23 protein-coding genes are annotated in these 21731 nt (G+C 68.4%); 12 read left to right on the top strand and 11 right to left on the bottom strand.

Annotated features, from left to right (window positions below; all coding sequences use genetic code 11):
• Positions 1 to 518 precede the first annotated feature (518 nt).
• Positions 519 to 749 carry a hypothetical protein gene (locus JL11_RS08655; RefSeq protein ID WP_054765319.1) on the bottom strand — a complete coding sequence of 77 codons (231 nt, stop codon included), beginning with the start codon at positions 747 to 749 and terminating at the stop codon, positions 519 to 521.
• A 437-nt stretch (positions 750 to 1186) separates the two neighbouring features.
• Here JL11_RS08655 and copC point away from each other — a divergent pair, with 437 nt between their 5' ends.
• Together copC and copD are read left to right on the top strand one after the other, a co-directional pair.
• Entirely contained in the window at positions 1187 to 1549 is a 363-nt protein-coding gene (gene copC, locus JL11_RS08665; protein WP_054765321.1) for a copper homeostasis periplasmic binding protein CopC, read from the top strand.
• A gap of 4 nt (positions 1550 to 1553) precedes the next feature.
• Entirely contained in the window at positions 1554 to 2474 is a 921-nt protein-coding gene (copD, locus tag JL11_RS08670; RefSeq protein ID WP_054765322.1) for a copper homeostasis membrane protein CopD, read from the top strand.
• A gap of 29 nt (positions 2475 to 2503) precedes the next feature.
• Here the strand turns inward: copD and JL11_RS08675 are convergent, their stop codons facing one another.
• From JL11_RS08675 to JL11_RS08685, 3 genes are all read right to left on the bottom strand, one after another.
• Positions 2504 to 3640: an acyltransferase family protein gene (locus tag JL11_RS08675; RefSeq protein WP_054765323.1), complete on the bottom strand. Its 1137-nt coding sequence runs from the start codon at positions 3638 to 3640 to the stop codon at positions 2504 to 2506.
• A 149-nt stretch (positions 3641 to 3789) separates the two neighbouring features.
• Positions 3790 to 4869, bottom strand: a complete 1080-nt coding sequence (locus JL11_RS08680; protein WP_054765324.1) for a PepSY-associated TM helix domain-containing protein — start codon at positions 4867 to 4869, stop codon at positions 3790 to 3792.
• A 7-nt stretch (positions 4870 to 4876) separates the two neighbouring features.
• Positions 4877 to 7009 (bottom strand): TonB-dependent receptor, encoded by a 2133-nt coding sequence (locus JL11_RS08685; protein WP_054765325.1) that lies wholly within the window; start codon positions 7007 to 7009, stop codon positions 4877 to 4879.
• A 159-nt stretch (positions 7010 to 7168) separates the two neighbouring features.
• On the opposite strand from JL11_RS08685, the gene JL11_RS17690 reads away from it, so the two are divergent.
• Positions 7169 to 7558 carry a toxin-antitoxin system, antitoxin component gene (locus JL11_RS17690; protein ID WP_191555437.1) on the top strand — a complete coding sequence of 130 codons (390 nt, stop codon included), beginning with the start codon at positions 7169 to 7171 and terminating at the stop codon, positions 7556 to 7558.
• On the opposite strand, the gene JL11_RS08695 is transcribed toward JL11_RS17690, so the two are convergent.
• Both JL11_RS08695 and JL11_RS08700 read right to left on the bottom strand, forming a co-directional pair.
• Entirely contained in the window at positions 7521 to 8681 is a 1161-nt protein-coding gene (locus tag JL11_RS08695) for an acyltransferase family protein (protein ID WP_054765326.1), read from the bottom strand. The genes JL11_RS17690 and JL11_RS08695 overlap by 38 nt on opposite strands.
• A gap of 283 nt (positions 8682 to 8964) precedes the next feature.
• The gene (locus JL11_RS08700; protein ID WP_054765327.1) at positions 8965 to 9240 is read right to left on the bottom strand and encodes a metal-sensitive transcriptional regulator; all 276 of its coding nucleotides are present in this window, start codon (positions 9238 to 9240) and stop codon (positions 8965 to 8967) included.
• 108 nt (positions 9241 to 9348) lie between these two features.
• Between JL11_RS08700 and JL11_RS08705 the strand changes: the two genes are divergently transcribed.
• From JL11_RS08705 to JL11_RS08730, 6 genes are all read left to right on the top strand, one after another.
• Complete coding sequence (locus tag JL11_RS08705; protein ID WP_054766888.1) at positions 9349 to 11697, top strand: heavy metal translocating P-type ATPase; 2349 nt, start codon at positions 9349 to 9351, stop codon at positions 11695 to 11697.
• Positions 11698 to 11974: 277 nt separating this feature from the next.
• Positions 11975 to 12655, top strand: a complete 681-nt coding sequence (locus tag JL11_RS08710; protein ID WP_054765328.1) for a DUF305 domain-containing protein — start codon at positions 11975 to 11977, stop codon at positions 12653 to 12655.
• Between the two features lie 49 nt (positions 12656 to 12704).
• Entirely contained in the window at positions 12705 to 13196 is a 492-nt protein-coding gene (locus tag JL11_RS08715; protein ID WP_224761373.1) for a DUF305 domain-containing protein, read from the top strand.
• Between the two features lie 137 nt (positions 13197 to 13333).
• Complete coding sequence (locus JL11_RS08720; RefSeq protein ID WP_054765329.1) at positions 13334 to 15136, top strand: copper resistance system multicopper oxidase; 1803 nt, start codon at positions 13334 to 13336, stop codon at positions 15134 to 15136.
• Positions 15133 to 16656 carry a copper resistance protein B gene (locus JL11_RS17200; protein WP_224761375.1) on the top strand — a complete coding sequence of 508 codons (1524 nt, stop codon included), beginning with the start codon at positions 15133 to 15135 and terminating at the stop codon, positions 16654 to 16656. Before JL11_RS08720 ends, JL11_RS17200 begins: the two co-directional genes overlap by 4 nt.
• A gap of 139 nt (positions 16657 to 16795) precedes the next feature.
• On the top strand, positions 16796 to 17533 hold the full coding sequence (locus JL11_RS08730; protein ID WP_174086266.1) for an HAD family hydrolase: 738 nt from the start codon (positions 16796 to 16798) through the stop codon (positions 17531 to 17533).
• Between the two features lie 160 nt (positions 17534 to 17693).
• Here the strand turns inward: JL11_RS08730 and JL11_RS08735 are convergent, their stop codons facing one another.
• The 5 genes from JL11_RS08735 to JL11_RS08755 form a co-directional block, all read right to left on the bottom strand.
• Positions 17694 to 18104, bottom strand: coding sequence for a copper resistance CopC family protein (locus JL11_RS08735; protein ID WP_054765331.1), 411 nt, complete (start codon positions 18102 to 18104; stop codon positions 17694 to 17696).
• Positions 18105 to 18129: 25 nt separating this feature from the next.
• Positions 18130 to 18465, bottom strand: coding sequence for a hypothetical protein (locus JL11_RS08740; protein WP_054765332.1), 336 nt, complete (start codon positions 18463 to 18465; stop codon positions 18130 to 18132).
• Between the two features lie 108 nt (positions 18466 to 18573).
• Entirely contained in the window at positions 18574 to 19152 is a 579-nt protein-coding gene (locus tag JL11_RS08745; protein ID WP_054765333.1) for an RNA polymerase sigma factor, read from the bottom strand.
• An 8-nt stretch (positions 19153 to 19160) separates the two neighbouring features.
• A complete protein-coding gene (locus JL11_RS08750) occupies positions 19161 to 19598 on the bottom strand; it encodes a Spy/CpxP family protein refolding chaperone (protein ID WP_054765334.1) in 438 nt (145 codons plus the stop codon).
• Positions 19598 to 19879, bottom strand: a complete 282-nt coding sequence (locus JL11_RS08755) for a hypothetical protein (RefSeq protein WP_066551049.1) — start codon at positions 19877 to 19879, stop codon at positions 19598 to 19600. The genes JL11_RS08750 and JL11_RS08755 overlap by 1 nt, the downstream gene beginning before the upstream one ends.
• A 168-nt stretch (positions 19880 to 20047) precedes the next feature.
• Between JL11_RS08755 and JL11_RS17695 the strand changes: the two genes are divergently transcribed.
• From JL11_RS17695 to JL11_RS08770, 3 genes are all read left to right on the top strand, one after another.
• Positions 20048 to 20647: a DUF2231 domain-containing protein gene (locus tag JL11_RS17695; protein WP_191555438.1), complete on the top strand. Its 600-nt coding sequence runs from the start codon at positions 20048 to 20050 to the stop codon at positions 20645 to 20647.
• A gap of 89 nt (positions 20648 to 20736) precedes the next feature.
• Entirely contained in the window at positions 20737 to 21204 is a 468-nt protein-coding gene (locus JL11_RS17700; RefSeq protein ID WP_054765336.1) for a YybH family protein, read from the top strand.
• Positions 21205 to 21254: 50 nt separating this feature from the next.
• The gene (locus tag JL11_RS08770) at positions 21255 to 21728 is read left to right on the top strand and encodes a DUF411 domain-containing protein (RefSeq protein ID WP_082382653.1); all 474 of its coding nucleotides are present in this window, start codon (positions 21255 to 21257) and stop codon (positions 21726 to 21728) included.
• Positions 21729 to 21731: the final 3 nt, after the last annotated feature.

Below are 21731 nucleotides of genomic sequence, written 5' to 3' on the forward strand. Positions count from 1 at the left end.
CAGGAACTTCTGTGATGAAGCCCGGCGTTTCACCGTCGATCGCCGCCGACACTCTCGCGTCCCCTGGCTCTCGATCGGCGGCTATCGATCCCGGAACCCGCCGCGCTTGATCCTATACCGCTTCCACGCACTTCGCGAGCAGCCTTGACCGGATGACCTTGAGGGGAAAAACACCCAGATGCCCAAGTACGCGCCCCTCGCCACATTCCTTCGCCGGCAAAAGCAGACGACTGTGACGCTGACGTTTCGGGACATCGAACGGATCGTCGGCGCCCTTCTCCGAAAGCCGCAACCGCCGACGGCTGGTGGCGCGAGGGCCCGTCGGGGCCGTCGGCGCCTCAGCACATTGCCTTGGCAGAGGCAGGGTTCGTCGCTGAGCCGCAGGTACGCGGCGAAGTCGTGCGTTTCGTGGGGTCGCCTCAAAGTCGCGTCGTGCTGACGGATGTCGAGCCGAATCCGAAAGTGCTCGGTGATCGTACGGCTCCGGGTGACTCAGGAGACGACCGGCGCCGCTTGCGTCAATGAGGGTCGGCGGGGCCCTGAAGCGCCGGCGCGTCTGACGGAGCTGCCGTCGGCGCCGGCTGGACCGGTTCCGCCGGAGCTTGATCGGACTTCATCTTGTCGCAACAACTCATGGCGGCATTGGCCGCCATCTCCGTGCAGCACTCATCAGCTTGAGCGGCCAGGGCCGCTCCCGCGCTCAGAGCCAGGATCGCGCCGGCTGCGGCCAGCAGGTTGGAAACTCTCATTCGTTCCTTCCTAATCAACCATAAACCTGACCGAGCCAGTAGTCGTATGACCATTCAGACGCTCTGCGGCCCAAACCGCGGTATAGGTTCCTGAGGCGAGGCGCGGAAGCGCGGTGCTGGCTGTGGCTGCGGGCGGAACCAAACGACCGTTGACGACCACCGGGCCTGGCCTTGAGCGGTGAGGGTCACCGTCTTCAGCATCATGGGATGGACCATCGGGGCGTCGTTCACCCGGGTGACTTCCACCCGCTCGTAGTGTCCGAAGCGGATCGGCTCGAAACTGTATCTGAGCGGCACTAAACACTCGGACGTCTCGGACAGGAGGTGTCTCAGGTCGGGATGAAGCAGCTGCGGCTTTGTGTGATCTTGAATAATCGAGGGGAAGATTTCCAAGGCGCGTAAGTGACAGTAGGGGCGTCCCTTCCAAGGAGTTTGAGTTGACCCGTTTCAAGATCGCATCACTCGCCGCGACCGTCGCGGCGCTTTCCCTGGTCGCCGGTCAGGCGGACGCGCACGCGCGTCTCGTGAGCGCCACGCCGGCCGCCGGCGCCGCGGTCGCGGCGCCGCGCACCATCAGTCTGACCTTCAGCGAGCGCGTGGCTCCGGCCTTCTCGGGGTTCGACCTCGTCAACGCCGCGGGCGCGACCATTCGTGTCCAGACGCGGGTGTCCGAGGACGGCAAGACGATCTCGGGCGCTCCGGCGAGGCCGTTGGCGACCGGGGCCTATGTGGTCAACTGGCGGGTGGCGTCTCCGGACGGGCACCGGATGACGGGGTCCACCAACTTCTCGGTCCGCTGATCAGATGGAGACAACGGTCGTCCTGCTGAGGCTGGGGCAGTACATCGGCGCCGTCCTGCTGTTTGGCGTCCCCCTGTTCTTCGCGTTCAGGATGCCCATGTCGGACGCGGCCGCCGAGAGGTGGCCGCGAACGACGCTACTGGTCGCCGCCGTGGCGACCGTCTTGGCTGCTCTCGCCAACCTAGTGGTCCAGACCGCCGTGATGGCGGGATCGCTGACCGATGCGCTGAAGCCGGAGTCGCTGTCCTACGTGGCCTTCGGCACGGGCTTGGGCGTCGGCTTCCTGGTTCGCGCGGCGATGGCTCTTCTGGCCGCCGTGCTGCTGCTCAGCCCGAAACCGGGACGCGGCGGCTGGATCGCGCTGACTGTCGTCGGCGCCGTGTTGAGCGCCAGCCTGGCCTGGACCGGTCACGGCGCGGCGACGGAAGGGGCGGGCCGCTGGCCGCATCTGATCGCCGATGTCGTTCACGCGCTCGCCGCCGGACTCTGGCTCGGCAGTCTGGTCGCGCTGTTCCTGATGCTGCGTACCCGCCACGGGCACGCGGCGGGCGCGTCGGTGACGCACGCCGCCCTGGAGGGGTTCTCCGGTCTGGGAACGCTCGCCGTCGTCCTGCTGACGATCACGGGTCTGGTGAACAGCGCCTATCTCATCGGACTCAGCCGGCTCGGGAGCCTGTTGACGACGCCCTACGGCGTTCTTCTGGTCCTGAAACTCGTCCTGTTCGCCGGCATGCTGGCCCTCGCGGCGTCGAACCGCTTCGTCCTGACCCCGCATCTCGGATCGGCGCTTGAGGATGAGCAGGCCCGTCCGCTCGCCTTGCGCCGCCTGCGGCGCAGCCTGGCTTTAGAGACCGTGCTGGCCGCCATGTTGCTTCTGATCGTGGCGATCATGGGCACCCAGGCGCCCCCCGCCGCCATGATGTGAACCTCGCCGAGGTTGTGCGAAGGACCGGCCTATAGCGCGGGAACGGGCGACTTGGCCGCGGCGGAGGTCGATCGCGTCTCCGAGTTCGGACGATTGAACCAGACCTGCGTCGGCCGGTCGAAGCCGTAGCGGAAGACGGCGGCGCCGCCGAAAGCCGCGGCCAGGCCGACCGCCCAGGCGGTCCATTGCACTAACGGACTCCAACTCCGCCAATCGACGGCCTCGAGCCCGCCGAACCACACGATCCGGGCCACTTCGTTGGTCAGGAAGATCGCGAACGCCATCAGGGCGAGGTGCTCGACCAGCCTGGACGGGCGCCGGACCGGCAAGGCCCCGGTGGCGAAGATGATGACGGTCAGGAGGCCGAGGGTCGCCAGATTATTGGGTCCCAGAGCCTGCAGACCCGCCACAGCCACCAGGGCGAAACCACCTAGACCGGCCGCCAGTCGGGGCGGACAGTAGACGTGCCGCGCAAACAGAGCCACGGCGACGCCGAGGGCGAACAGCGGAAAGGCCCGCAGGAAGCCGAGCCGCAATGGCATCTCGTAGATCGGCAAACCGAAGGCGGCGTGGGCGGCCAGGTTGGCGGCGAGCAGCCCGCCGACCCCGAAAGCGAGGATCAGCCATGGGGACAGGCCGCGCGCCGCGCGAGCGAGGAAGGGCAGGCTGACGTAACAGCCCAGAAGCGCCGAGAGCGTCCAGGTCGGCGCGTTCCATCCCTCTCCGCCGGGCACCCCATAGGCCTGCACCAGGAAGAGCTGGGCGGGAAACCGGGACCAGTCGAACCATTCCGGGTGGCTGGGTGTCTGGCCCAGGATCGCCGCCGCCAGTACCAGCCCCGCCAGGGCGAGGCTGACGGTCATGTGGGCCGGAACCACCCTGAGAAAGCGCTGACGGTAGAAGACGGAAAGCGGAATTCGCCTGTCCGCGAGCCGCTCGCCGTAGACGCGGGCGAGAACGTAGCCGGAGTCGATGATGAAGAAGTCGGTCAGCAGATATCCGCGGTCGAAGACCGGATGGAACAGCGGCAAGGGGACCGGAGCGGCCTCGCGGAAGTGATAGAGGACGATCATCGCCCCTACGACGAAACGCAGAAGATCGAGCCAGCCGCCGCGCGCGATCGGCGGCGGGCATCGGCGCTCAGGGTGTGCTGGATCTTCCGTCATCCAGCCATCATCCCCTACAGGCGCCAAGGAAGGCTTGCCCGACACGGTGAACGAGGCCTTGCCGCCGGTGGTCCCGCATAGGGGTTCGCGCGGGGCCGTGTGAGTGCATCAGGCCTGGAGTGGCGACCGGCGGAGGGTAGGGCCGTGGATCAGGCAGACCCTTCCGCTCCCTCGCGCGCTTGTCCTCGGCGGGTCGGTTTCGACCGAGGCGAGCGCCGTCGGGGTTTTCCCAGGAATGCCCAGGCGCCGACCAGCCCCAACGCCGCCATGGCGACGCCGCTGAGCGCCGTCACCGCGTCATAGAGCCAGCCGCCGACCGAACTGGCGTGCAGGGGGTAGAAGGCATTGTAGGCCCGCACGCCGCTCGGCAGGGCGTTGGCGTCGGAGGTCGCCACCGCCCGGCTGGTGGCCGGATCGATGGTCACGGTCGTGCGGCCGTTGGGGTGCCACTCGCCGGGCTGCTTCAGACGGATCGTGGCGGGCCTGCCCGGCGCGGCGGGGCGGACGGCCATGCGCGGGGTCGCTTCAGGGAAGCGGGCCTGGGCTTCCGTCAGCGCGCGAGCCCAGTCGACGTCTCCCGTCCCGACCACCGGCGCCGGCGGCGCCGGGACGGCCCCCAGCAGGGCTTGGGTCGTGCCGTGAAAGACGATGGCCCCTCCGGTGAGGCTGAAGACGACCAGCGGGATGGCGAAGATCAGGCCGAGATTACGATGGCTGCCGATCAGTTCGCGCCGGGCCCCCGAGCGGGGCCAGACCCGCCAGCCGGTGGCGCGCCAGGCGGGAATCCAGACGATCAGGCCGGTCAGGATCATCAGCGCGAGGGCCAGGCCGGCGCCGCCGGCGACCAGCTTGCCGGTGTGACCGGCCAGCAGCTCGTGGTGCAGGTCGAAGATCCAGGTCTCGGCTCGCGCCGCGCCGCGCCAGCTGTCCACCACCTTGCCGTCGGCGTCGGCGTAGCCGAAATCGTCGTCGGCCAGGTAGAGCCGGTGAACGCCGACCGCCCCGCCCGGCAGGACCACCGAGGTGAGGCGGGGCTCGGCCGCCTCGAGCCGGTTGAGCGCCGCACCCAGACGGGCGGCATCGAGATCGATCTCGGCGCGCGCGGCGGGGACGGTGGCGCGGATCCAGTCGTCCTCGAACACCAGCAACGATCCCGTAAGGCCGAACAACACGGCCAGGATCGAGAGGGCGGTCCCGGCCCAGGCGTGGAACGTGCGGATCGCGCCCATCACCGGCTCAGAAACTCTGGGTCAGGGTCAGGGTGGCCGTGCGCCCGCGACCGGCGAAATAGCGAAGGTTGTCGGTCGGGCCCTGAGTGTCGGAGAAATAGGAAATGTACTGCTCGTCTAGCAGATTCTGAACCCCCAGCGACACCGCGCCGAAACCGGTCTCGTAGAGGGCCACGGCGTCGAACACGGCATAACCCTCGAAGCCGTTCGCCGCGGGCTCGCCGTCGAAGTCGCGCGCGAGGAAGGTCTGGGCCTGAAGGCGCAGGGCGATCGGGCCTGTCTCGTACTCGCCCCACAGCAGCAGGCGGTCCGGCGAGATGTTGGCCCCGTTCAGGTCGCGGTCCAGGTCGCCGTCGCCGTCGCTGTCGCTCTGGCCGTCGAGCGCGGCGTAGCTGCCGCCAAGGGTCAGGGCGTCCGTGGCGCGCCTTAGACCCTTCAGCTCCAGTCCATCAATCCGCGTGGGCTGCCGCTGCACCTCGAAGATGCCCGAGGGCAGGCGGTTCAGCAGCGAGCCGCGTTCGGCCTCGGACCGGAACACGGCGGCGGACAGCTCGACGCGCGCACCGCGGTATTCCACCCCGACCTCGGTGTTGTCCGACACGACCGGTTCGACGTTGAGGAAGGTGTCGACGTCCTGGTTTGGACGGTTGATGCCGCGCAGCACCCGACCGACGTCCGGCATGGTGAAACCCTGGGCGAAGGAGCCGTGGACGAGGAGAGCCGGCGTCACCTCGAAGGCGGCGCCGACGTTGAACAGGGTCTCCTCGAAGCCCGGCTCGCCGCCCGCCACCGTCTGAGGGCCGTAGGCGTACAGGGTCTGGAAGTCGTCGACCTTAAGCTTCGCCGATTCGTGCCGCACGCCCGCCGACAGGCTGAGGCGGTCGGCCAGGACCGACTGATTCAGCTGCAGGAAGGGCGACAGGCTCTCGTAGGCCGTCTCGGGCACCCAGTTGCGCCCGGTCAGGATCAGTTCCTGATAGGTCCGGTCGCGCAGGCCGTCGAGGCCGACCAGTGCCTTCAGGCCCGTCAGGCCGGGAACCTGGCCCTGCCAGTCGATCTTGAAGCCCAGTTTTTCCGAATTGTTGGCCGACTGGTCGAACAGGGTCCCGACCGGGGCGATGCGGGGATCCTGGAAGTCGGGGAAGCTGCCGCCGCCGAATACGCCCTGGTAATCGTGGGCGAAGACCTGGGCCCGCAGGACGCCGCCGAACAGGTCGCGGTCGGTGTAGCTCAGAGCCGCCGATGTCACGGCATTTGACGGCTGCCTACCCGGTGCCGCGCCGCGCACGGCCGTGGTCGGGACGCCCGTCGCCCGGTCGCCCGCCACGGTCACATAGTCGCCGTCGCCTTCCAGATCGAACCGGTTGACCCAACCCTCCAGCCGGCGATCGCCGTCTAGATCCCAGCCGCCGCGCGCGAACAGCGAGAGGACCTGCGAGTCCTGCACCTCGCCCTGGGCGCCGTCGAAGCCGATGCGGCGGCCGTCGGCGTCGTAATAGGCCCCGCGGGTTTCGAAGACGGCGCCCAGGGTCAGGTCCAAGGCGCCGAAGTCACGTCCGCCGATGGCGGCGATCTTGGCGCCGACGCCGTCGCCCTGCAGCTCATCGTCGGTTGTGATCTGGGCCATCATCCGGCCCGTCAGGCCTTCGCCCTCGGCCGGCGTGCGGGCGGTGACGTAGTTGACCACGCCGCCGGTGGCCCCGACGCCCTGGATGGCGTTGGAGCCGAAGATGACCTCGACCCGGTCGATGAAGAAGGGATCGATGGTGTAGCCGTCGCGGCTGTCGTCGCGCAGCGGCGTCGACTGCGGCACGCCGTCGACCAGATAGAGCGGCGAACGCCCGCGCAGCGTCTCGCCGAAGCCCGACAGCTTCTGCCGCGTCGGCGAGAAGGAGGGCACCAGGGCCGCCACCGTGTCGACGGCCGAGGCGGCCAGCGCCGTCTGCTGGGCGATGGCCTCGGCGTCGATGAGCTCGACCGTGGCGGCGATCGCGGAACGGGGGGCTTCGATCCGGGAGGCGGTGACTACCACCTGATCCAGAAGCGTCGTGTCCGGGGTGGGGTCCTCCTGAGCCGCCGCGGGAAGCGCGGCCAGCAGCAGCGGCAGAAGGGCGCCGGTGGCGAGGAGACGAGGGGACATGGAGCACTTCAGTGGGAACGACATAGAGGGCGTCTGACCACAGGCCTTCTTGCGAGTCAATCGCACTCGCATCTAGCCAGCCTGGCGTTGGCTTCTTCGTGGCTATCACAGGGGCCGAGCAGCGCTTGACCTGCGGGGCGGCGAGAGGAAAAGAGGTTGATGGCCAAATACGCGCCTCTCGCAACCTATCTGCGGCGTCAAAGGCGGACCGAAGTGGTGCTGACGTTCCGCGATATCGAACGCATCATCAGCGGCCTTTTTCCGAAGGCTGCGGCGACGGAGGGCTGGTGGAAACCTGAGCGCGGCGCGCCCGCGACGCCACAGCATCTCGCCCTGGCGGACGCCGGCTTCGTGGCCGAGCCGCATCTCCGAACGGAGACGGTGCGGTTTATCCGCGACGGAGGTCCTCGCGACGGGTCGATCGGAGGTCGGGATCGGCCGGTTCTCGACGACGGCGGTGTCATCGCCAACGAGCGGACGGCCGTCGCGAAGAGCGAAGAGACCGGTCGGCTCAGCGGTCGCCAGGCTCACGGAGCGCCGGCGGGCTGAGCGCGGCCGGGGCGAGCTCGTCGCGACGCCTGTCGAACCGGCGCCTTATCCAGGTTCGGCCGGGCTTTTCGACGAGCAGATGCAGCGCCGCCGCGATCAGGGCCGTGGCGATGAACAATCCGATCAGTTCGACCGGCGTGATGCGGAAGGTGCTGTCGACGCCGCGCAGTTCGGCCACGACGCCCTTCCAGGCCACGATCACCGGCATGTGCACCAGATAGAGGGCGAAGGACGCTTCTCCGGCGAAGACAAGGCCCGGGGCGGCGAGGGGGCCCTCGCAATCCGCCCGCGCGAGCAGGGACCAAGTCAGAATCACGGGGGCGGCGAGGGCGACGATGATGCGATCGTCCAGTGATAGCTGCATCGCGCCCAGCAGCAGGACGGTCGTGGACAGGGCGGCCGCGGCGGCCACGGGCGGGCTCCAGCGCCAGCGATGGCCCAGCCCGTAAAGCGCCATGCCGACCAGGAATTCCGGGGCGATCCGGAGAATGCCGAGCGAGTCCTCGGCTCGCGGAAGAACCTTGCCGAACGCCTGGACGTAGAAGGCGTCGAGGACGACGAACGCCGCGGCCCCGATCCCCAGCAGCACCCAGGGCCGCGTCCGCAGACGCAGGGCCAGCCAGGCGTAGGCGGGGAACAGCAGATAGGCGAACCATTCCGCCGACAGCGACCAGCTCGGCCCGCTCCAGTTCAATTCCGCATCGGTCGGAAACCAGGCCTGGATGAGAAACAGCGTCTGGAAGAAGGCCAGCAGCCCATAGCCCTCGCCGTCGAAGCGAACGCCCGCGGCGGTCGCGCCCAGCACCATGATCAAGGCGCCCGTCAGAACCGCGACGTGCAAGGGGTAAAGCCGCGCCAGCCGGGCGACGATGAAACGCCGGTAGCTGAAACCGCCGCTTGCGAAGGCCGGGCCGTAGACGTGGGCCAGGATGAAGCCCGACAGCATGAAGAAGGCGTCCACCGCCAGCCGGCTGCGCTCGATAATCGGGCTGAAGCCCAAGGCCGGATCCCATTGGAGCTGATAGTGAAACAGCACCACCCCCACGGCGAGGAAGGCGCGCAGACTGGTCAGAGCCCTGAGATCGGCGGGGTAGCCGTCTCGGGTCGGCGGTACGGATGTCATTCGCGATGGCCCCCCAAGGGCGGCGGATCAGCACCGCCGCCATATTGAGATACGCATCGGGCGGAAACATCCCTCATGCGCGACGCCAGACGGGGCCGGCCGGTCATACGGGACGTCCAAGTCTGGCTCGGGGCTCGGAATGCCCTCGGCCGGTTTGCCAGCCTGGACCGCTGCGCTCTAGGTGAGGCCGCCCCCCAAGACATGTCATGTCCCTCAGCCGGACGAGAGGATGTCCAGGCCGACCGCCTGGCCTGGCGACCGAACGCCGGAAGTCCGTCCCTGACTAGCGGGAAGCGCGGCCGAGAAGTTCGATCAGTTCGGTCGCCTTGGCCTTGCGGTCGGCGACATCGTCACCCGCGATCGCGCCCATGACGCAGTGATCCATGTGGTCCTTCAAGACCTCGCTCTCGACGCGCGCCAGCGCCGCCCGCACGGCCTGGAGCTGGGTCAGGATGTCGATGCAGTAGCGGTCCTCCTCGACCATTCTGGAAAGGCCACGCACCTGCCCCTCGATCCGGTTCAGGCGGTTCAACACCTTCGGCTTGACCTCGATCTGCATCCTATTCCTCGTTCCGATCGTTCGATCCTAGCTCACCGCCACGCCTTGCGCGATACCCATGCGGGGTATATCTTTAGCGGTGAAGTCGTCCGAGGAGCCGCCATGGCCATGTCTTCCCCCTCCCAGCCGGCCGGCCGCGGCTGCTGTTCGAACATGGCGCCTCAGGCCGAAGGGCGGGCAGTCGATCCGGTGTGCGGCATGACCGTCGATCCGGCGACCGCGGCGCATCGGACCGCCCACGAGGGGCAGGCGTATTTCTTCTGTTCGGCGGGCTGCCGGACCAAATTCATGGCCGACCCGGCTCGTTACCTCGGCGAGCGGCCTGAACCGGCTCCCGTCACGCCCGGTGCGATCTACACCTGTCCGATGCATCCGGAGGTGCGCCAGGAGGGACCCGGCTCCTGTCCGATCTGCGGCATGGCGCTGGAGCCGGAGACGGTCACCGCGGAGGCGCCGGTCAATCACGAACTGATCGACTTCACCCGCCGCCTTTGGATCGGCGCGGTTCTGACGCTGCCGGTCTTCGCGCTCGAAATGGGCGGCCATCTGACCGGGCTGGCGATGCGGATTCCGGGCCAGACCTCCAACTGGATCCAGTTCGCCCTGGCGACGCCGGTCGTCCTGTGGGCCGGCTGGCCGTTCTTTCAGCGGGGCTGGGCGTCCCTCCGCAAACGCAGCCTCAACATGTTCACCCTGATCGCCATCGGCGTCGGCGCGGCCTGGATCTACAGCGTGGTCGCGGTGCTGGCGCCGCATCTGTTCCCGGCGGCGGTCCGGCGGATGGACGGCAGCGCGCCGGTCTATTTCGAGGCGGCGGCCATCATCACCGTCCTGGTGCTGGTCGGCCAGATCCTGGAGCTTCGGGCGCGCGAGCAGACGTCAGGGGCCATCCGCGCGCTGCTCGACCTCGCCCCTAAGACCGCCCGGCGGGTTCGCGACGACGGCGGGGACGAGGACGTCACCCTCGACCTGGTCGCGGTCGGAGACCGGCTGCGCGTCCGTCCCGGCGAGAAGGTGGCGGTCGACGGCGAGATTCTGGATGGGCGGGTGACCCTCGACGAGTCCCTCGTGACGGGGGAGTCGATGCCGGTGACCCGGGACATCGGCGACAGGGTCGTCGCCGGATCGCTCAACAAGACGGGATCGTTCGTGATGCGGGCCGACAAGGTCGGCGCCGACACCCTGCTGGCCCAGATCGTCCAGATGGTCGCCCAGGCCCAGCGCAGCCGCGCCCCGATCCAGCGGTTAGCCGACAAAGTCTCGGGCTGGTTCGTCCCTACGGTGATCGGCATCGCGGTTCTGGCCGCGGTCGTGTGGGGGCTCGCCGGCCCCGAACCGCGGCTTTCCTACGCGCTCGTCGCGGCGGTTTCGGTCCTGATCATCGCCTGTCCCTGCGCCCTGGGGCTCGCCACGCCCATCTCCATCATGGTCGGGGTGGGGCGCGGAGCCCACGCCGGAGTGCTGATCAAGAACGCCGAGGCGCTGGAGCGCTTCGAAAAGGTCGACACCCTAGTGCTCGACAAGACCGGCACCCTGACGGAGGGGCGCCCCTCGGTGACGGCCGTCCGGCCAGCCGATGGGTTCGACGAGGCCGAGCTTCTGAGACTTTCCGCCAGTCTTGAGCGGAGCAGCGAGCATCCGCTGGCGGACGCCGTCGTTCGGGCGGCGAGCGACCAAAATCTGGTTCTGTCCGAGGCGTCGGACTTCGACAGCCCCGTCGGGCGCGGCGTCACCGGGGTCGTCGACGGCCGCCGCGTGGCGCTCGGCAACAGCCGTTATCTGGCCGAGATCGGCGTCGACGTGGGGACGCTGGAGGTCGAGGCCGAAGCGCTTCGCCAGGAGGGCGCCACCGCCATCTTCGTGGCCGTGGACGGGGCTGCGGCCGGCGTGCTGGGCATCGCCGATCCGGTCAAGGCGACCACCGCCGAGGCCATCCGCGATCTGAAGGCGTCGGGGCTGCGTCTGGTGATGATGACCGGCGACAACCGCACGACGGCCGAGGCGGTGGCGCGCCGGCTCGGCATAGACGACGTCCAGGCCGAGGTCCTGCCTCAGGACAAGGCGGCGGTCGTCGAGCGGCTGAGAGCGGAGGGTCGGATCGTCGCCATGGCCGGCGACGGTGTGAACGACGCCCCGGCCCTGGCCGCCGCCGACGTGGGGGTGGCCATGGGGGCCGGGTCGGACGTGGCGATCGAAAGCGCCGGCGTCACCCTGCTGGGAGGCGATCTCCAGGGCCTCGTCCGGGCGCGCAAACTGTCCCGGGCGGTGATGAGCAACATCCGTCAGAACCTGGTCTTCGCCTTCGGTTACAACACCCTCGGCATTCCGATCGCGGCGGGACTGCTCTACCCGGTCTTCGGCCTTCTGTTGTCGCCGGCCCTGGCGGCGTTGGCGATGGCCCTGTCCTCCGTCAGTGTTATCGCCAACGCGCTGCGGCTCCGGGCCGTCCGACTCTGATGGATGTCCCCTGGCCAGAAAGCCGTCGCAGACGAGAGCCGCGGGGGGGGGGTGCCAATACGCATTCCGGCGACCGATCCCTCGCCTGATCCAACGGCGTTCGGGAATATTTAATCACGGCGGAACCGTGGCGCCGGGGCTGGATTACGCTGGACGATGTCCGGCGTGGGCAGTCGGGGCAAGGGACCAAACTCGCACCCGCCGCAGCGTTGTCGGACGCATCGTTCGTCTGGCCGTCCGGCGATCCGCCGGCGACCCCCTCAAGCGGAGACGCCCTATGCTCATCCCGACTTTCACCCGCACGTCTCTCCTGGTCGCCGGCTGTTCCGCTCTCGTTCTGGCGGCCTGCAGCCCGTCGGCGGAACCGCCGGCGAACACGGAGGCCGAAGCCTCGGCTCAGACGCAGGAGCCGATGGCCATGGCGCAGACTCCGTTCTCCGCCGCCGAGGCCAAGATGCACGAGGCCATGATGTCCGCCATGGGCGCGGATGCGGGCGAGACATGGGCCCGCAAGATGATCCCTCACCACCAGGGCGCGCTGGACATGTCCGAGATCGTGCTGAGGGACACACAGGACGCGGATATCCGTCGCATGGCCCAGAAGACCATCGAGATGCAGCCCGGCGACATCGCCGAGCTGCGGCGCTGGCTTGAAACGAACGTGGGCGCCGCCGCCGGCGCGGCGGCTCCAGGCGGAAGCGCGGAAAATCCATACGCGACGGCCGAGGCCGAGATGAAGGACGCCATGATGGCCGCGACCGGGGCCGACACGGACCAGACCTGGGCTCGCAAGATGATCGCGCATCACCAGGGCGCCCTCGACATGGCCCAGGTGGTGTTGCGCGAAAGTCAGGACGCCGACATCCGGCGCATGGCGCAGAAAACGATCGAGATGCAGACCGCCGACATCGCCGAGTTGCGCGCCTGGCTGGACTCCCATCCGGCCGGCGCTGCCTGATTGGCGATCGGAATGTGATTGAAGAGCGTTGTCGCGAAAGGACCGATCCATGGAAAAGATGAAGACGATGGACTCAAAGATGAAGACGATGGACTCGATGAAGGGGAGCTACCGTTCCTTCGGCGTCGAGCTCATCGTGGATTTCATCATCATGTACCTGGTGATGTACACGATGATCGCGTCCCTCAATCACTTCTATTTCAACCTCAACAACGTCTACATGACGCTGATGATGGTGTCGCCGATGGCCATCCTCATGCTGATCTTTATGCGATCGATGTATCCGTCGAAACGGACCAACCTTCTGATCGGCGGAGCCGCCGCCCTGGTGTTCGCGGTGAGCTTTTACGGCATGCGGACCCAGGCGGCGGTGGGCGACACCGAGTTCTTGAAATCGATGATCCCGCACCATTCCGGCGCCATCCTGATGTGTCAGCAGGCCTCGCTGACGGATCCGGAAGTGCTGGGTCTGTGCGAGGAGATCGTCAGCTCCCAGGAGAGGGAGATCGCCCAGATGAAAGCCATCCTGGCGAGGCGCTGATCCAGCGCTAGGCGACGGGAGTTTCCGGCCCGGTCGGCTCTGCGGCAGCGTGTCGCGAGGGCCGACCGGGTCGCCTGCGTAAAACCATATAGATCGTCGCCTCGCCGAGGCGCGGTTCTGACTTTGAGGAGTATCTTATGAAGCTGGATCGTCGACTGCTGCTGCGCGGCGCCGTCGCGGGCGGCGGTCTCGCCGCCTTGCAGGGCCTGATGCCCGCCTGGGCGCAGACGGGCTCGCCGGGGCTGCGGTCGGACCTGCCTACCCTGACTGGGCCGAATATCGATCTGACCATCGGTCAGACGCCCTTCACCGTGAACGGGCGCACCGCGACGGCCACGACCATCAACGGCGTGCTGCCGGCGCCGGTGTTGCGGCTGCGCGAAGGCCAGAACGTCCGTCTGGCGGTGACGAACACCCTGGACGAAGACACCTCGATCCACTGGCATGGGATTCTTCTACCCTTCCAGATGGACGGGGTGCCCGGGATCAGCTTCCCAGGCATCAAGCCGCGCGAGACCTTCGTCTACGAGTTTCCGATCAGGCAGTCCGGCACCTTCTGGTATCACAGCCACTCCGGCCTGCAGGAGGCGCTCGGCCACTACGGGCCGATCGTCATCGATCCGGCCGGCGCCGATCCGGTCGCCTACGACCGCGAGCATGTGCTGGTCCTGTCGGACTGGAGTTTCATGCATCCGCACGAAATCCTCGACAAGCTGAAGAAGAGCCCCGGCTACTTCAACCGGCAGCGCACGACCCTGGCGGGCCTCTTCTCCGGCGAGGACCGCATGAGCCTGGAGGAACGGCGCATGTGGGGCCAGATGCGGATGGACCCGCGCGACATCCTCGACGTCAGCGGATCGACCTACACCTATCTGATCAACGGCCATGGGCCGCAGGAGAACTGGACCGGCCTGTTCCGGCCCGGCGAGCGGGTGCGGCTGCGCATCATCAACGCCTCGGCCATGTCCATCTTCAACGTTCGCATCCCGGGCTTGCCGATGACCGTGGTGCAGGCCGACGGCGAGAACGTGCGCCCGGTCGAGACGGACGAGTTCCAGATTTCAGTCGCCGAGACCTACGACGTCATCGTCCAGCCGACCGAGGACCGGGCCTACACCATCGTGTCGGAAGCCATTGACCGTTCCGGCATGGGGCGGGCGACCCTTGCTCCGCGCCTGGGCATGACCGCCGAGGTCCCTCCCCTGCGCGAGGTCCCGAACCTCACCATGCGCGACATGGGCATGGGCGGAATGGATCACGGTTCGATGGACGGCATGTCCGGAATGGATCATGGCGCGATGACCGGCATGGATCATGGAGCCTCGACGCAAGGCGGGGCTCCGATGGGAGACATGGGCGGCATGTCCATGAGCGGAATGAACATGCGCGACCCTGAAAACGCTCCGCCAGACATGGCGGTTGGCGTCGGCGTAGACGCCATCGCCATGGATCCGGCCAATCGCCTGGGTGAACGGCCGATGGGGCTGGAAGACGTCCCGCACCGGGTGCTGGTCTATACCGACTTGGTGTCGCTAGTCCCCAACAGGGACCAGCGCCCCCCGTCGCGCACGATGGAAATCCACCTGACCGGTAATATGGAGCGGTTCATGTGGGGCTTCGACGGCCGCAAGTTCAGTGAGTTGGTCGAGCCCATCCGTTTCGAGCGCAATGAGCGAGTGCGGGTGACCCTCGTCAACGACACCATGATGGCTCACCCAATCCACCTGCATGGCCACTTCTTTGAGTTGGTCACGGGCGGACCGGCCGGGCATCAGCCGCTCAAGCATACCGTCAACGTCGCCCCCGGCGGCAAGGTGACCTTCGATCTAACCGCCGACGCACCGGGCGACTGGGCCTTCCACTGCCACATGCTGATGCACATGCACGCGGGCATGTTCAACGTCGTCACCGTCCGCCCGATGTCAGGAGCCTCGTCATGATCCGTCGGTCCGTGGGTCTCGTCCCTCTGCTCCTCGCGGCCTCGGCCGGCCCGGTGTTCGCCCAGAGCCACGCCGGGCACGGCGCGGCGGCTAACGCCGTCCAGACCGCCGTCCAGCTGCCCGCCGGTTGCGTCCGGCGCGGCGCGCCGACGGCGGATCCGTCCCGCGTCGGAACGCCCGGGGCGCCGGTCTGCCCGACCGGCGCCGTGCCCGAGCGCGCGCCGGCGTCGGCGGATCCCCACGCCGGGCACGACATGTCGACGATGGGCCAGACCGCGCCCGCGCCGGCCATGCCGGCGGGACATGACATGTCGACCATGCAGAGCGGCCAACAGCCGGCCGCCGCCGGTCAGCCGGATCCCCACGCCGGGCACGACATGTCGACGATGCGGCAGACCGCGCCCGCGCCGGCCACGCCGGCGGGCCACGACATGTCGACCATGCAGAGCGGCCAGCGGCCGGCCGCCGCCGGTCAGCCGGATCCCCACGCCGGACATGACATGTCGACGATGGGCCAGACCGCGCCGGCGCCGGCCATGCCGGCGGGACATGACATGTCGACCATGCAGAGCGGCCAACAGCCGGCCACCGCCGCTCAGCCGGATCCCCACGCCGGGCACGACATGTCGACGATGCGGCAGACCGCGCCCGCGTCGGCCATGCCGGCGGGACATGACATGTCGACCATGGGGCAGATGCCCCCGGGTCATGACATGTCGGCCATGGCGATGCCGCCCGACGTGCCGACCAGCGCGGACAACCCGGGACGCCCTCCGGAAATGCCCCTTCCGCCCGGGGCGACCAGCGGCCCCGCTCACGCCGCCGATACCCTGTTCGATCCCGCGGAGATGGCGGCGGCCCGCGAACAGCTTCGCGTCGAGAATGGCGACGTGCGGACCACCGCGGTGATCATTGACCAGCTCGAAGCGAGTTTCGGAGACGGCGAAGAAGGCTACGCGCTGGACGCGCAGGGCTGGACCGGCGGCGACATCAACCGCTTCTGGTGGAAGTCGGAAGTCGAGGGCGACTTCGACGGCGAGGTCGAGGAAGCCGAGATCCAGGCCCTTTACAGCCGGGCGTTCCGGCCCTTCTTCGACTTCCAGACGGGTCTGCGACAGACCTACCGTCCGGAGGGCGATCGAACCGATCTGGTCGTGGGCGTTCAGGGCCTCGCGCCCTACTGGTTCGAGGTCGATGCGGCGGCCTTCCTCTCCAACAAGGGTGAACTCACGGCGAGGGCGGAGGCCGAATACGATCAGCGGATCACCAACCGCTGGATCGTGCAGCCTCGCGCTGAAGTCGTGCTGTCGGCCGAGGACATCCCCGAGCTCCGGATTGGATCCGGCCTGACGTCGCTCCAGATCGGGGCTCGGCTGCGGTACGAATTCCACAAGGAGTTCGCCCCCTATGTCGGCCTGGAATGGACCAAGAGCTTCGGGAATACGGCGGACTTCCTCGAAGCCGATGGGCGAAGCTCGGAAGACACGCGCCTCGTCGTCGGCATCCGGACGTGGTTCTAGCGAAGGTCGGCGGCGGCGGGCCTCGTCTGATCCTTGGCCCCGATAGGCGGTCGCGGATCGTCGCCGAGGCGCGGCGTCCCCGGTCTCGGCGGCTGGAAAGGACGGGGAGGTCTCGGTGAGGCCGCGGCCCCTCTCGGCCGTGGTCATCGACCTCGACGACACCCTACTCTCGGCCTACCGCCGGCCGGATCTGGCCTGGCGGAGCGTCTGCTTGACGATGCAAGCCGAGTTGGGCGGCCTCGCCCCGGATGTCGCGGCGCAGGCGCTGACGCGGGCCGGGCAGGCGTTCTGGCGCGACCCGCGGTGTCATGAGTTGGGTCGCGCCGACCCACAACACGCGCGGCGCCTCATCGCGACAGTGGCCTTCGAGACCCTGCTTCGGGAAGGCCATCCCGCACCGGCTTCCGAAACGGTCTCGAGCCTCGCCGACGCCTTCAGCCGGCGGCGGGACGAAGAGATGCGGCTCGAGGCGGGGGCTGAGGCCCTGCTGCTCGACTTGCGCGACGCGGGCTATCGCCTCGCGCTTCTCACCAACGGCGCCGGACCGTTGCAGCGCGCCAAGATCGAACGGTTCGGTCTCGAACCGTATTTCGATCACATTCAGATCGAGGGCGAAGTCGGCGTGGGAAAGCCCTTTCCCGACGCGTTCAGGCGTGCGTTCGCCGCCCTGGCCGTCGAGGCCCCCGAGGTCTGCGTGATCGGCGACAGCCTCGAATGGGACATCCGTCCGGCCAAGGCTCTGGGCTGTCGGACCGTGCTGTATGATCCGGAACGGGCCCTTGAGGCCGAACCCCGTCACGGGGACGCCGACGTGGTGGTCGGGACCTTGACGGGCCTGGCGCGTTGTCTGCCTGCGCTTCACACTCAGCGTGAATGAAGGGTTCGGCGTGCGGGATACCGCCGCGTCGCTTTTAAGCCGCCCGCGATCGAGGTGCGCCAGATCGACGATCCGATCGCGCAAGAAAAGCGCCGCGCGGCGAGCCGCGCGGCGTTCCCCACCTCGGTTTCGGCCCCTCAGGAGGCGGGAGGCCGCCTCCTCAGTGAACCATGAAACGGACAACGCCGTTCATCTGATGGCCGTCGGCGCCCTTCGCGGTCCAGGCGGCGGCGTAGGAGCCGGGCGCGAGGGCCGGAAGCGGCGCGCTGACCGTGACCGCGGGGGCGGTCTCCGCTGACACGGCCACATCGACCGCCTGGTTCGACGGTCCGCCGGTCAGACGAAGGGACGTCAGGACCATGGCGTGCGGGAAAGTCGCCGAGAAGGTGGTTGGGGCGGAGGACAGCATGGCGTTGTCCGCCGGAGTGGTCGCCACGCCATTGGCCGGCGCCTGCATGGCGGCGTGGTCCTGCGCCGACATGCCGGCATGCGACTGGCTCTGGGCCTGGGCGGCCGACAGAGGAGCCAGGGCCGCGAGGGCGGCGAGAGGGGCGAGTATTGAACGGTTCATCGAAAACTCCTGGACTTCAAGCGAACTACTGTTTGGGCGGCATGGTCATGCCGTCCATCTTCGACATGTCATGGCCGGCCATCGGATCGGCAGGCGGCGGTGTCGGCTCTGGCGCGGGCGCGGGCCGGGGGGCCGGGCGGGGCGCCGATGCCTTGGGAGGCGCGGCCGGGGTTGATGCGGCAGGGGCGGGCGTGGCGGCCTGCGGCGGCGTCGACTCGGGGGTTGCGGCCGGCACGGCTTCCATCGGAGCCATCGCTGAAGCGTCCGGCGTCGGCTCGGCGTCCACCGGTTGAGGCTCGGCGGCGGGCTGGCAGGCGCCCAGGGTGACCGCCGCGGCCGCGGCGAGGATCGGCAATCTCATGTGGCAAGCTCCTGATAAGAGGGCGACGGTCAGGTATTTCCATCGACGCCTTCATACTGGTTTACGCGGGCGAGCGCCGCAGCCCTCGCCGTCCGGCCTTCATCCGCGTCATTTCGGAGCCGGCGGGACGTCGCCCGCGCCGCCCAGGACATCGAACAGCTTGCGACGGGCGCGCGCCACGCGCGTCTCCACCGTCTTGACGGTCACGCCGAGAATTTCGGCCGCTTCCGCCTGGCTGCGCCCCTCGATCGCGGTGAGCAGCAGCGGGGCCTTGAGATGCGGCGGCAAAAGGCTGATCGCCTCGTTCAGACGGGCGAGTCGGTCGCCGGCCTCCATCCGTTCATCCGCCGGCTCGTCGCCGTTCGCCACGGCCAAGGCTTCCGGCGATGCCAGATCGACGTCGCCCCGGATCAGGCGTCGGACGAACCGGCGGCGGCTCCAGTCCCGGCATTTGTTGAGCGCTATGGTCCGGATCCAGGCTTCGAAGGGCCGGGTCGGGTCATAGCGGCGGATGTTGATCCACGCCGCCGCATAGGTCTCCTGCAACAGATCCCACGCATCCTGTTCGTCGCCGACATAGCGCCGGACGAAGCGGAACAGGGCCGTCTTGGTCTGCTGCATCAGCGCGCCGAAGGCCGCCCGATCGCCGCCGGCGGCGCGCGCTGACAGGTTCGCTGGACTCTCCACCCGGAACGCTAGCCTTCGTCGGGCGCGAGAGCCGCCACGATGCGGTCGTCGAAGACCTCGGCCTGGGCAGGGGTCAGCACCGACCGCATCTCGAAGACGTGGGCTATCGTCTCCTTCTGAAGGGCGCCCATGGCGACGTGGAAATGGTCGACCGCGGCCTGAACCGGGGGACCGTCGCCGTCGCTCTGTTCGATCGCGCGCGCCAGCTCGAGGTTGGCCGCGCGGACATCGGCTTCGAGCGCGGGCCGACGCGCTGCGAACCGGGCCTCGACCGCCTCGATGCGCGTCAACTGGTCAGGCGACAGCTTGAGATCGTGGTGCACGATGTCGTGCAGGGACGGCGGCTCGCGCCGGCTCAGCACCCAGCTGGCGCTGATCCAGGTGCCCGCGCCGCTGGCGACGGCCGCCAGCACGGCCGTCAGGACGATCGCGCGCCAGCCGCGCATCACCGCCCGGTTTCCAGTCTCACCAGAGGCGACAGGCCCGCATCGACCGTGAAGATGGCCATCTCTCCCGGCGGGCTCGGCGCGGCGGCCGCGCCGACGCCGCCCGCCGTCAGACCGGTGGCGAGGGCCACGGCGACCGCGCCGAGACGGACCTGCGTGGCCAGTCTTTCGCCGCGAAGCGTCTCGACCCGGCTCCAGACCAGCGGTTCGAGCCCGTCGAGCGACCGGCCGATGGGCGTCATCGCGGACTCGGCCAGAATGTCATCCAGTTTAAGCGACATCGAACACTCTCCTTGCGCCCCTACATCCTACTACGGCCAAGACCGTGACATCCCTCGGGCGAGGGGGCGGACCTCGCGCTGCGTAGATAGCAGAAGGGACAGGAGTGGAGAGGGTTTATGACATCACGCGGATTTTTCCCGGCATTGGGACTCGCGCTCGCCTTGTCGGTGAGCGCGCCCGCGATCGCGCACGAGGATCATGACGCCCCGGCGGTTCGCGGCCAGAGCGCCGCATCGACCGCCGAGGGGCCGCAATCGGACATGACGGCCATGCCCGGCATGGCGGCCGACATGGACCACGGGGCCATGATGGCGGACGAGGGTCCGAAACCCATGCCGCAGCGCCTGTACCGCTGGCTCGGCGCCATGCACCCGGCCGCGGTGCATTTTCCGATCGCCCTGTTCCTCGTCGCCGCCCTCCTCGAGATCGCCGCCCTGACCCTCCGGCGTCCGGTCCTGACCCAGGGCACGCGCGTCATCATCGCCTTGGCGGCCATCTCCGCGGTCGGCGCAGTGGCATTGGGCTGGTTCGCCATGGGGATGCCGGGACGGGACGACGCGACCCACGCCTCTCACAGATGGCTCGGCACTTCGATCGCCGCGCTGGGCCTCCTCAGCTGGTGGGCGAAGGAGCACTGGGTCCGCCGGCCGGGGCCCGGGCGCGAGAGAGTCTACATCGGCCTGTTGACGCTCACCGCCGTCGCCGTCGTGATCAACGGCCTCTTGGGCGGCATGCTGACCCACGGCGTGAGACATCTGATGTTCTGAAGGCCGCGCCGTCGTTCAACCTTCTCGTTTTTTCACCCACGCCCGTCCGACACACCTTTCGCGGCCGGCAAACAGGAGCCTCGCCCACGATGTTTCGTTCAACCTTCGCCGGACTGGCGGTCGCCGCTCTCCTCGCCACCGCCTCGCAGGCCCAGACCGCGGACGAACAACAGGTCCGCGCCGTGGTCACCGCCTACAAGACCGCCATCGAGCGGATGGATGTGTCGCAGACGCCGGCCCTGTTCTGGTCCGACTCCGAAATCTTCGAGAACGGCGGCGTGGAGGGATCGTTCGCCTACTATCTGGAGCACCATCTGGGTCCTGAGTTCGCCGATCTCGCTGGGTTCGACTTCCGCGACCACGACATGAAGATCGAGGTCGATGGCGATACGGCCTTCGTAAGCGAGACCTACACCTACCACATCACCTTCAAGGACGGCGCGCGAGCTCCCATAGAACGCCGCGGCGCCGCGACCAGCGTCCTGCGCAAGCGAGGTGACGAGTGGAGGTTCGACATCTATCATTCCTCGGCGCGGCCTTTCCGTCCGGCGGCCTGAGCGCGACCGCGACGGTCAGCGCCGTTTGCACATCGTTTTCTTGAGGTCTCATGGGGTCCCAGTCCATTCCACTCTCACGCCGCAGTCTCATCGCCATGGGAACGGGCGCCCTGGCGGTCGCGGCCTGCGCCCCGGTCGGTCGCGCGTCGAACGAGCTCGCCGTCTACAAGACGCCGACCTGCGCCTGTTGCACGGCCTGGGTGGATCACATGCGCGCCGCGGGCTTCGAGGCGCGGATCAGCGAGCTTCCCAGTCTCCGCTCGATCCGCAGCACCCAAGGCGTGCCCGAAGCCCTCGCGTCCTGTCACACCGCCCTGATCGGGGGCTATGTTCTGGAGGGCCATGTGCCGGCCGAGGACGTGAGACGGCTTCTGGCCGAGCGTCCCAAGGCCGTGGGCCTGGCGGTTCCGGCGATGCCCCTGGGGTCGCCGGGCATGGAGACGCCGGACGGCCAGCGCGAGCCCTATGAGACCCTGCTGATCCTCGAGGGCGGCGGCACACGCGTCTTCGCGCGTCACGGCTAGTCG

The organism is Brevundimonas sp. DS20 (genome assembly GCF_001310255.1).
Lineage (GTDB): Bacteria > Pseudomonadota > Alphaproteobacteria > Caulobacterales > Caulobacteraceae > Brevundimonas > Brevundimonas aurantiaca.

Excerpts from the sequence above, each read along its gene's own strand:
- JL11_RS08655 (WP_054765319.1), bottom strand. The coding sequence starts at position 749 with ATGAGAGTTTCCAACCTGCTGGCCGCAGCCGGCGCGATCCTGGCTCTG.
- copD (WP_054765322.1), top strand. The coding sequence starts at position 1,554 with ATGGAGACAACGGTCGTCCTGCTGAGGCTGGGGCAGTACATCGGCGCC.
- JL11_RS08675 (WP_054765323.1), bottom strand. The coding sequence starts at position 3,640 with ATGACGGAAGATCCAGCACACCCTGAGCGCCGATGCCCGCCGCCGATC.
- JL11_RS08680 (WP_054765324.1), bottom strand. The coding sequence starts at position 4,869 with ATGGGCGCGATCCGCACGTTCCACGCCTGGGCCGGGACCGCCCTCTCG.
- JL11_RS08685 (WP_054765325.1), bottom strand. The coding sequence starts at position 7,009 with ATGTCCCCTCGTCTCCTCGCCACCGGCGCCCTTCTGCCGCTGCTGCTG.
- JL11_RS17690 (WP_191555437.1), top strand. The coding sequence starts at position 7,169 with ATGGCCAAATACGCGCCTCTCGCAACCTATCTGCGGCGTCAAAGGCGG.
- JL11_RS08695 (WP_054765326.1), bottom strand. The coding sequence starts at position 8,681 with ATGACATCCGTACCGCCGACCCGAGACGGCTACCCCGCCGATCTCAGG.
- JL11_RS08700 (WP_054765327.1), bottom strand. The coding sequence starts at position 9,240 with ATGCAGATCGAGGTCAAGCCGAAGGTGTTGAACCGCCTGAACCGGATC.
- JL11_RS08705 (WP_054766888.1), top strand. The coding sequence starts at position 9,349 with ATGTCTTCCCCCTCCCAGCCGGCCGGCCGCGGCTGCTGTTCGAACATG.
- JL11_RS08710 (WP_054765328.1), top strand. The coding sequence starts at position 11,975 with ATGCTCATCCCGACTTTCACCCGCACGTCTCTCCTGGTCGCCGGCTGT.
- JL11_RS08715 (WP_224761373.1), top strand. The coding sequence starts at position 12,705 with ATGGAAAAGATGAAGACGATGGACTCAAAGATGAAGACGATGGACTCG.
- JL11_RS08720 (WP_054765329.1), top strand. The coding sequence starts at position 13,334 with ATGAAGCTGGATCGTCGACTGCTGCTGCGCGGCGCCGTCGCGGGCGGC.
- JL11_RS17200 (WP_224761375.1), top strand. The coding sequence starts at position 15,133 with ATGATCCGTCGGTCCGTGGGTCTCGTCCCTCTGCTCCTCGCGGCCTCG.
- JL11_RS08735 (WP_054765331.1), bottom strand. The coding sequence starts at position 18,104 with ATGAACCGTTCAATACTCGCCCCTCTCGCCGCCCTCGCGGCCCTGGCT.
- JL11_RS08740 (WP_054765332.1), bottom strand. The coding sequence starts at position 18,465 with ATGAGATTGCCGATCCTCGCCGCGGCCGCGGCGGTCACCCTGGGCGCC.
- JL11_RS08750 (WP_054765334.1), bottom strand. The coding sequence starts at position 19,598 with ATGCGCGGCTGGCGCGCGATCGTCCTGACGGCCGTGCTGGCGGCCGTC.
- JL11_RS08755 (WP_066551049.1), bottom strand. The coding sequence starts at position 19,879 with ATGTCGCTTAAACTGGATGACATTCTGGCCGAGTCCGCGATGACGCCC.
- JL11_RS17700 (WP_054765336.1), top strand. The coding sequence starts at position 20,737 with ATGTTTCGTTCAACCTTCGCCGGACTGGCGGTCGCCGCTCTCCTCGCC.
- JL11_RS08770 (WP_082382653.1), top strand. The coding sequence starts at position 21,255 with ATGGGGTCCCAGTCCATTCCACTCTCACGCCGCAGTCTCATCGCCATG.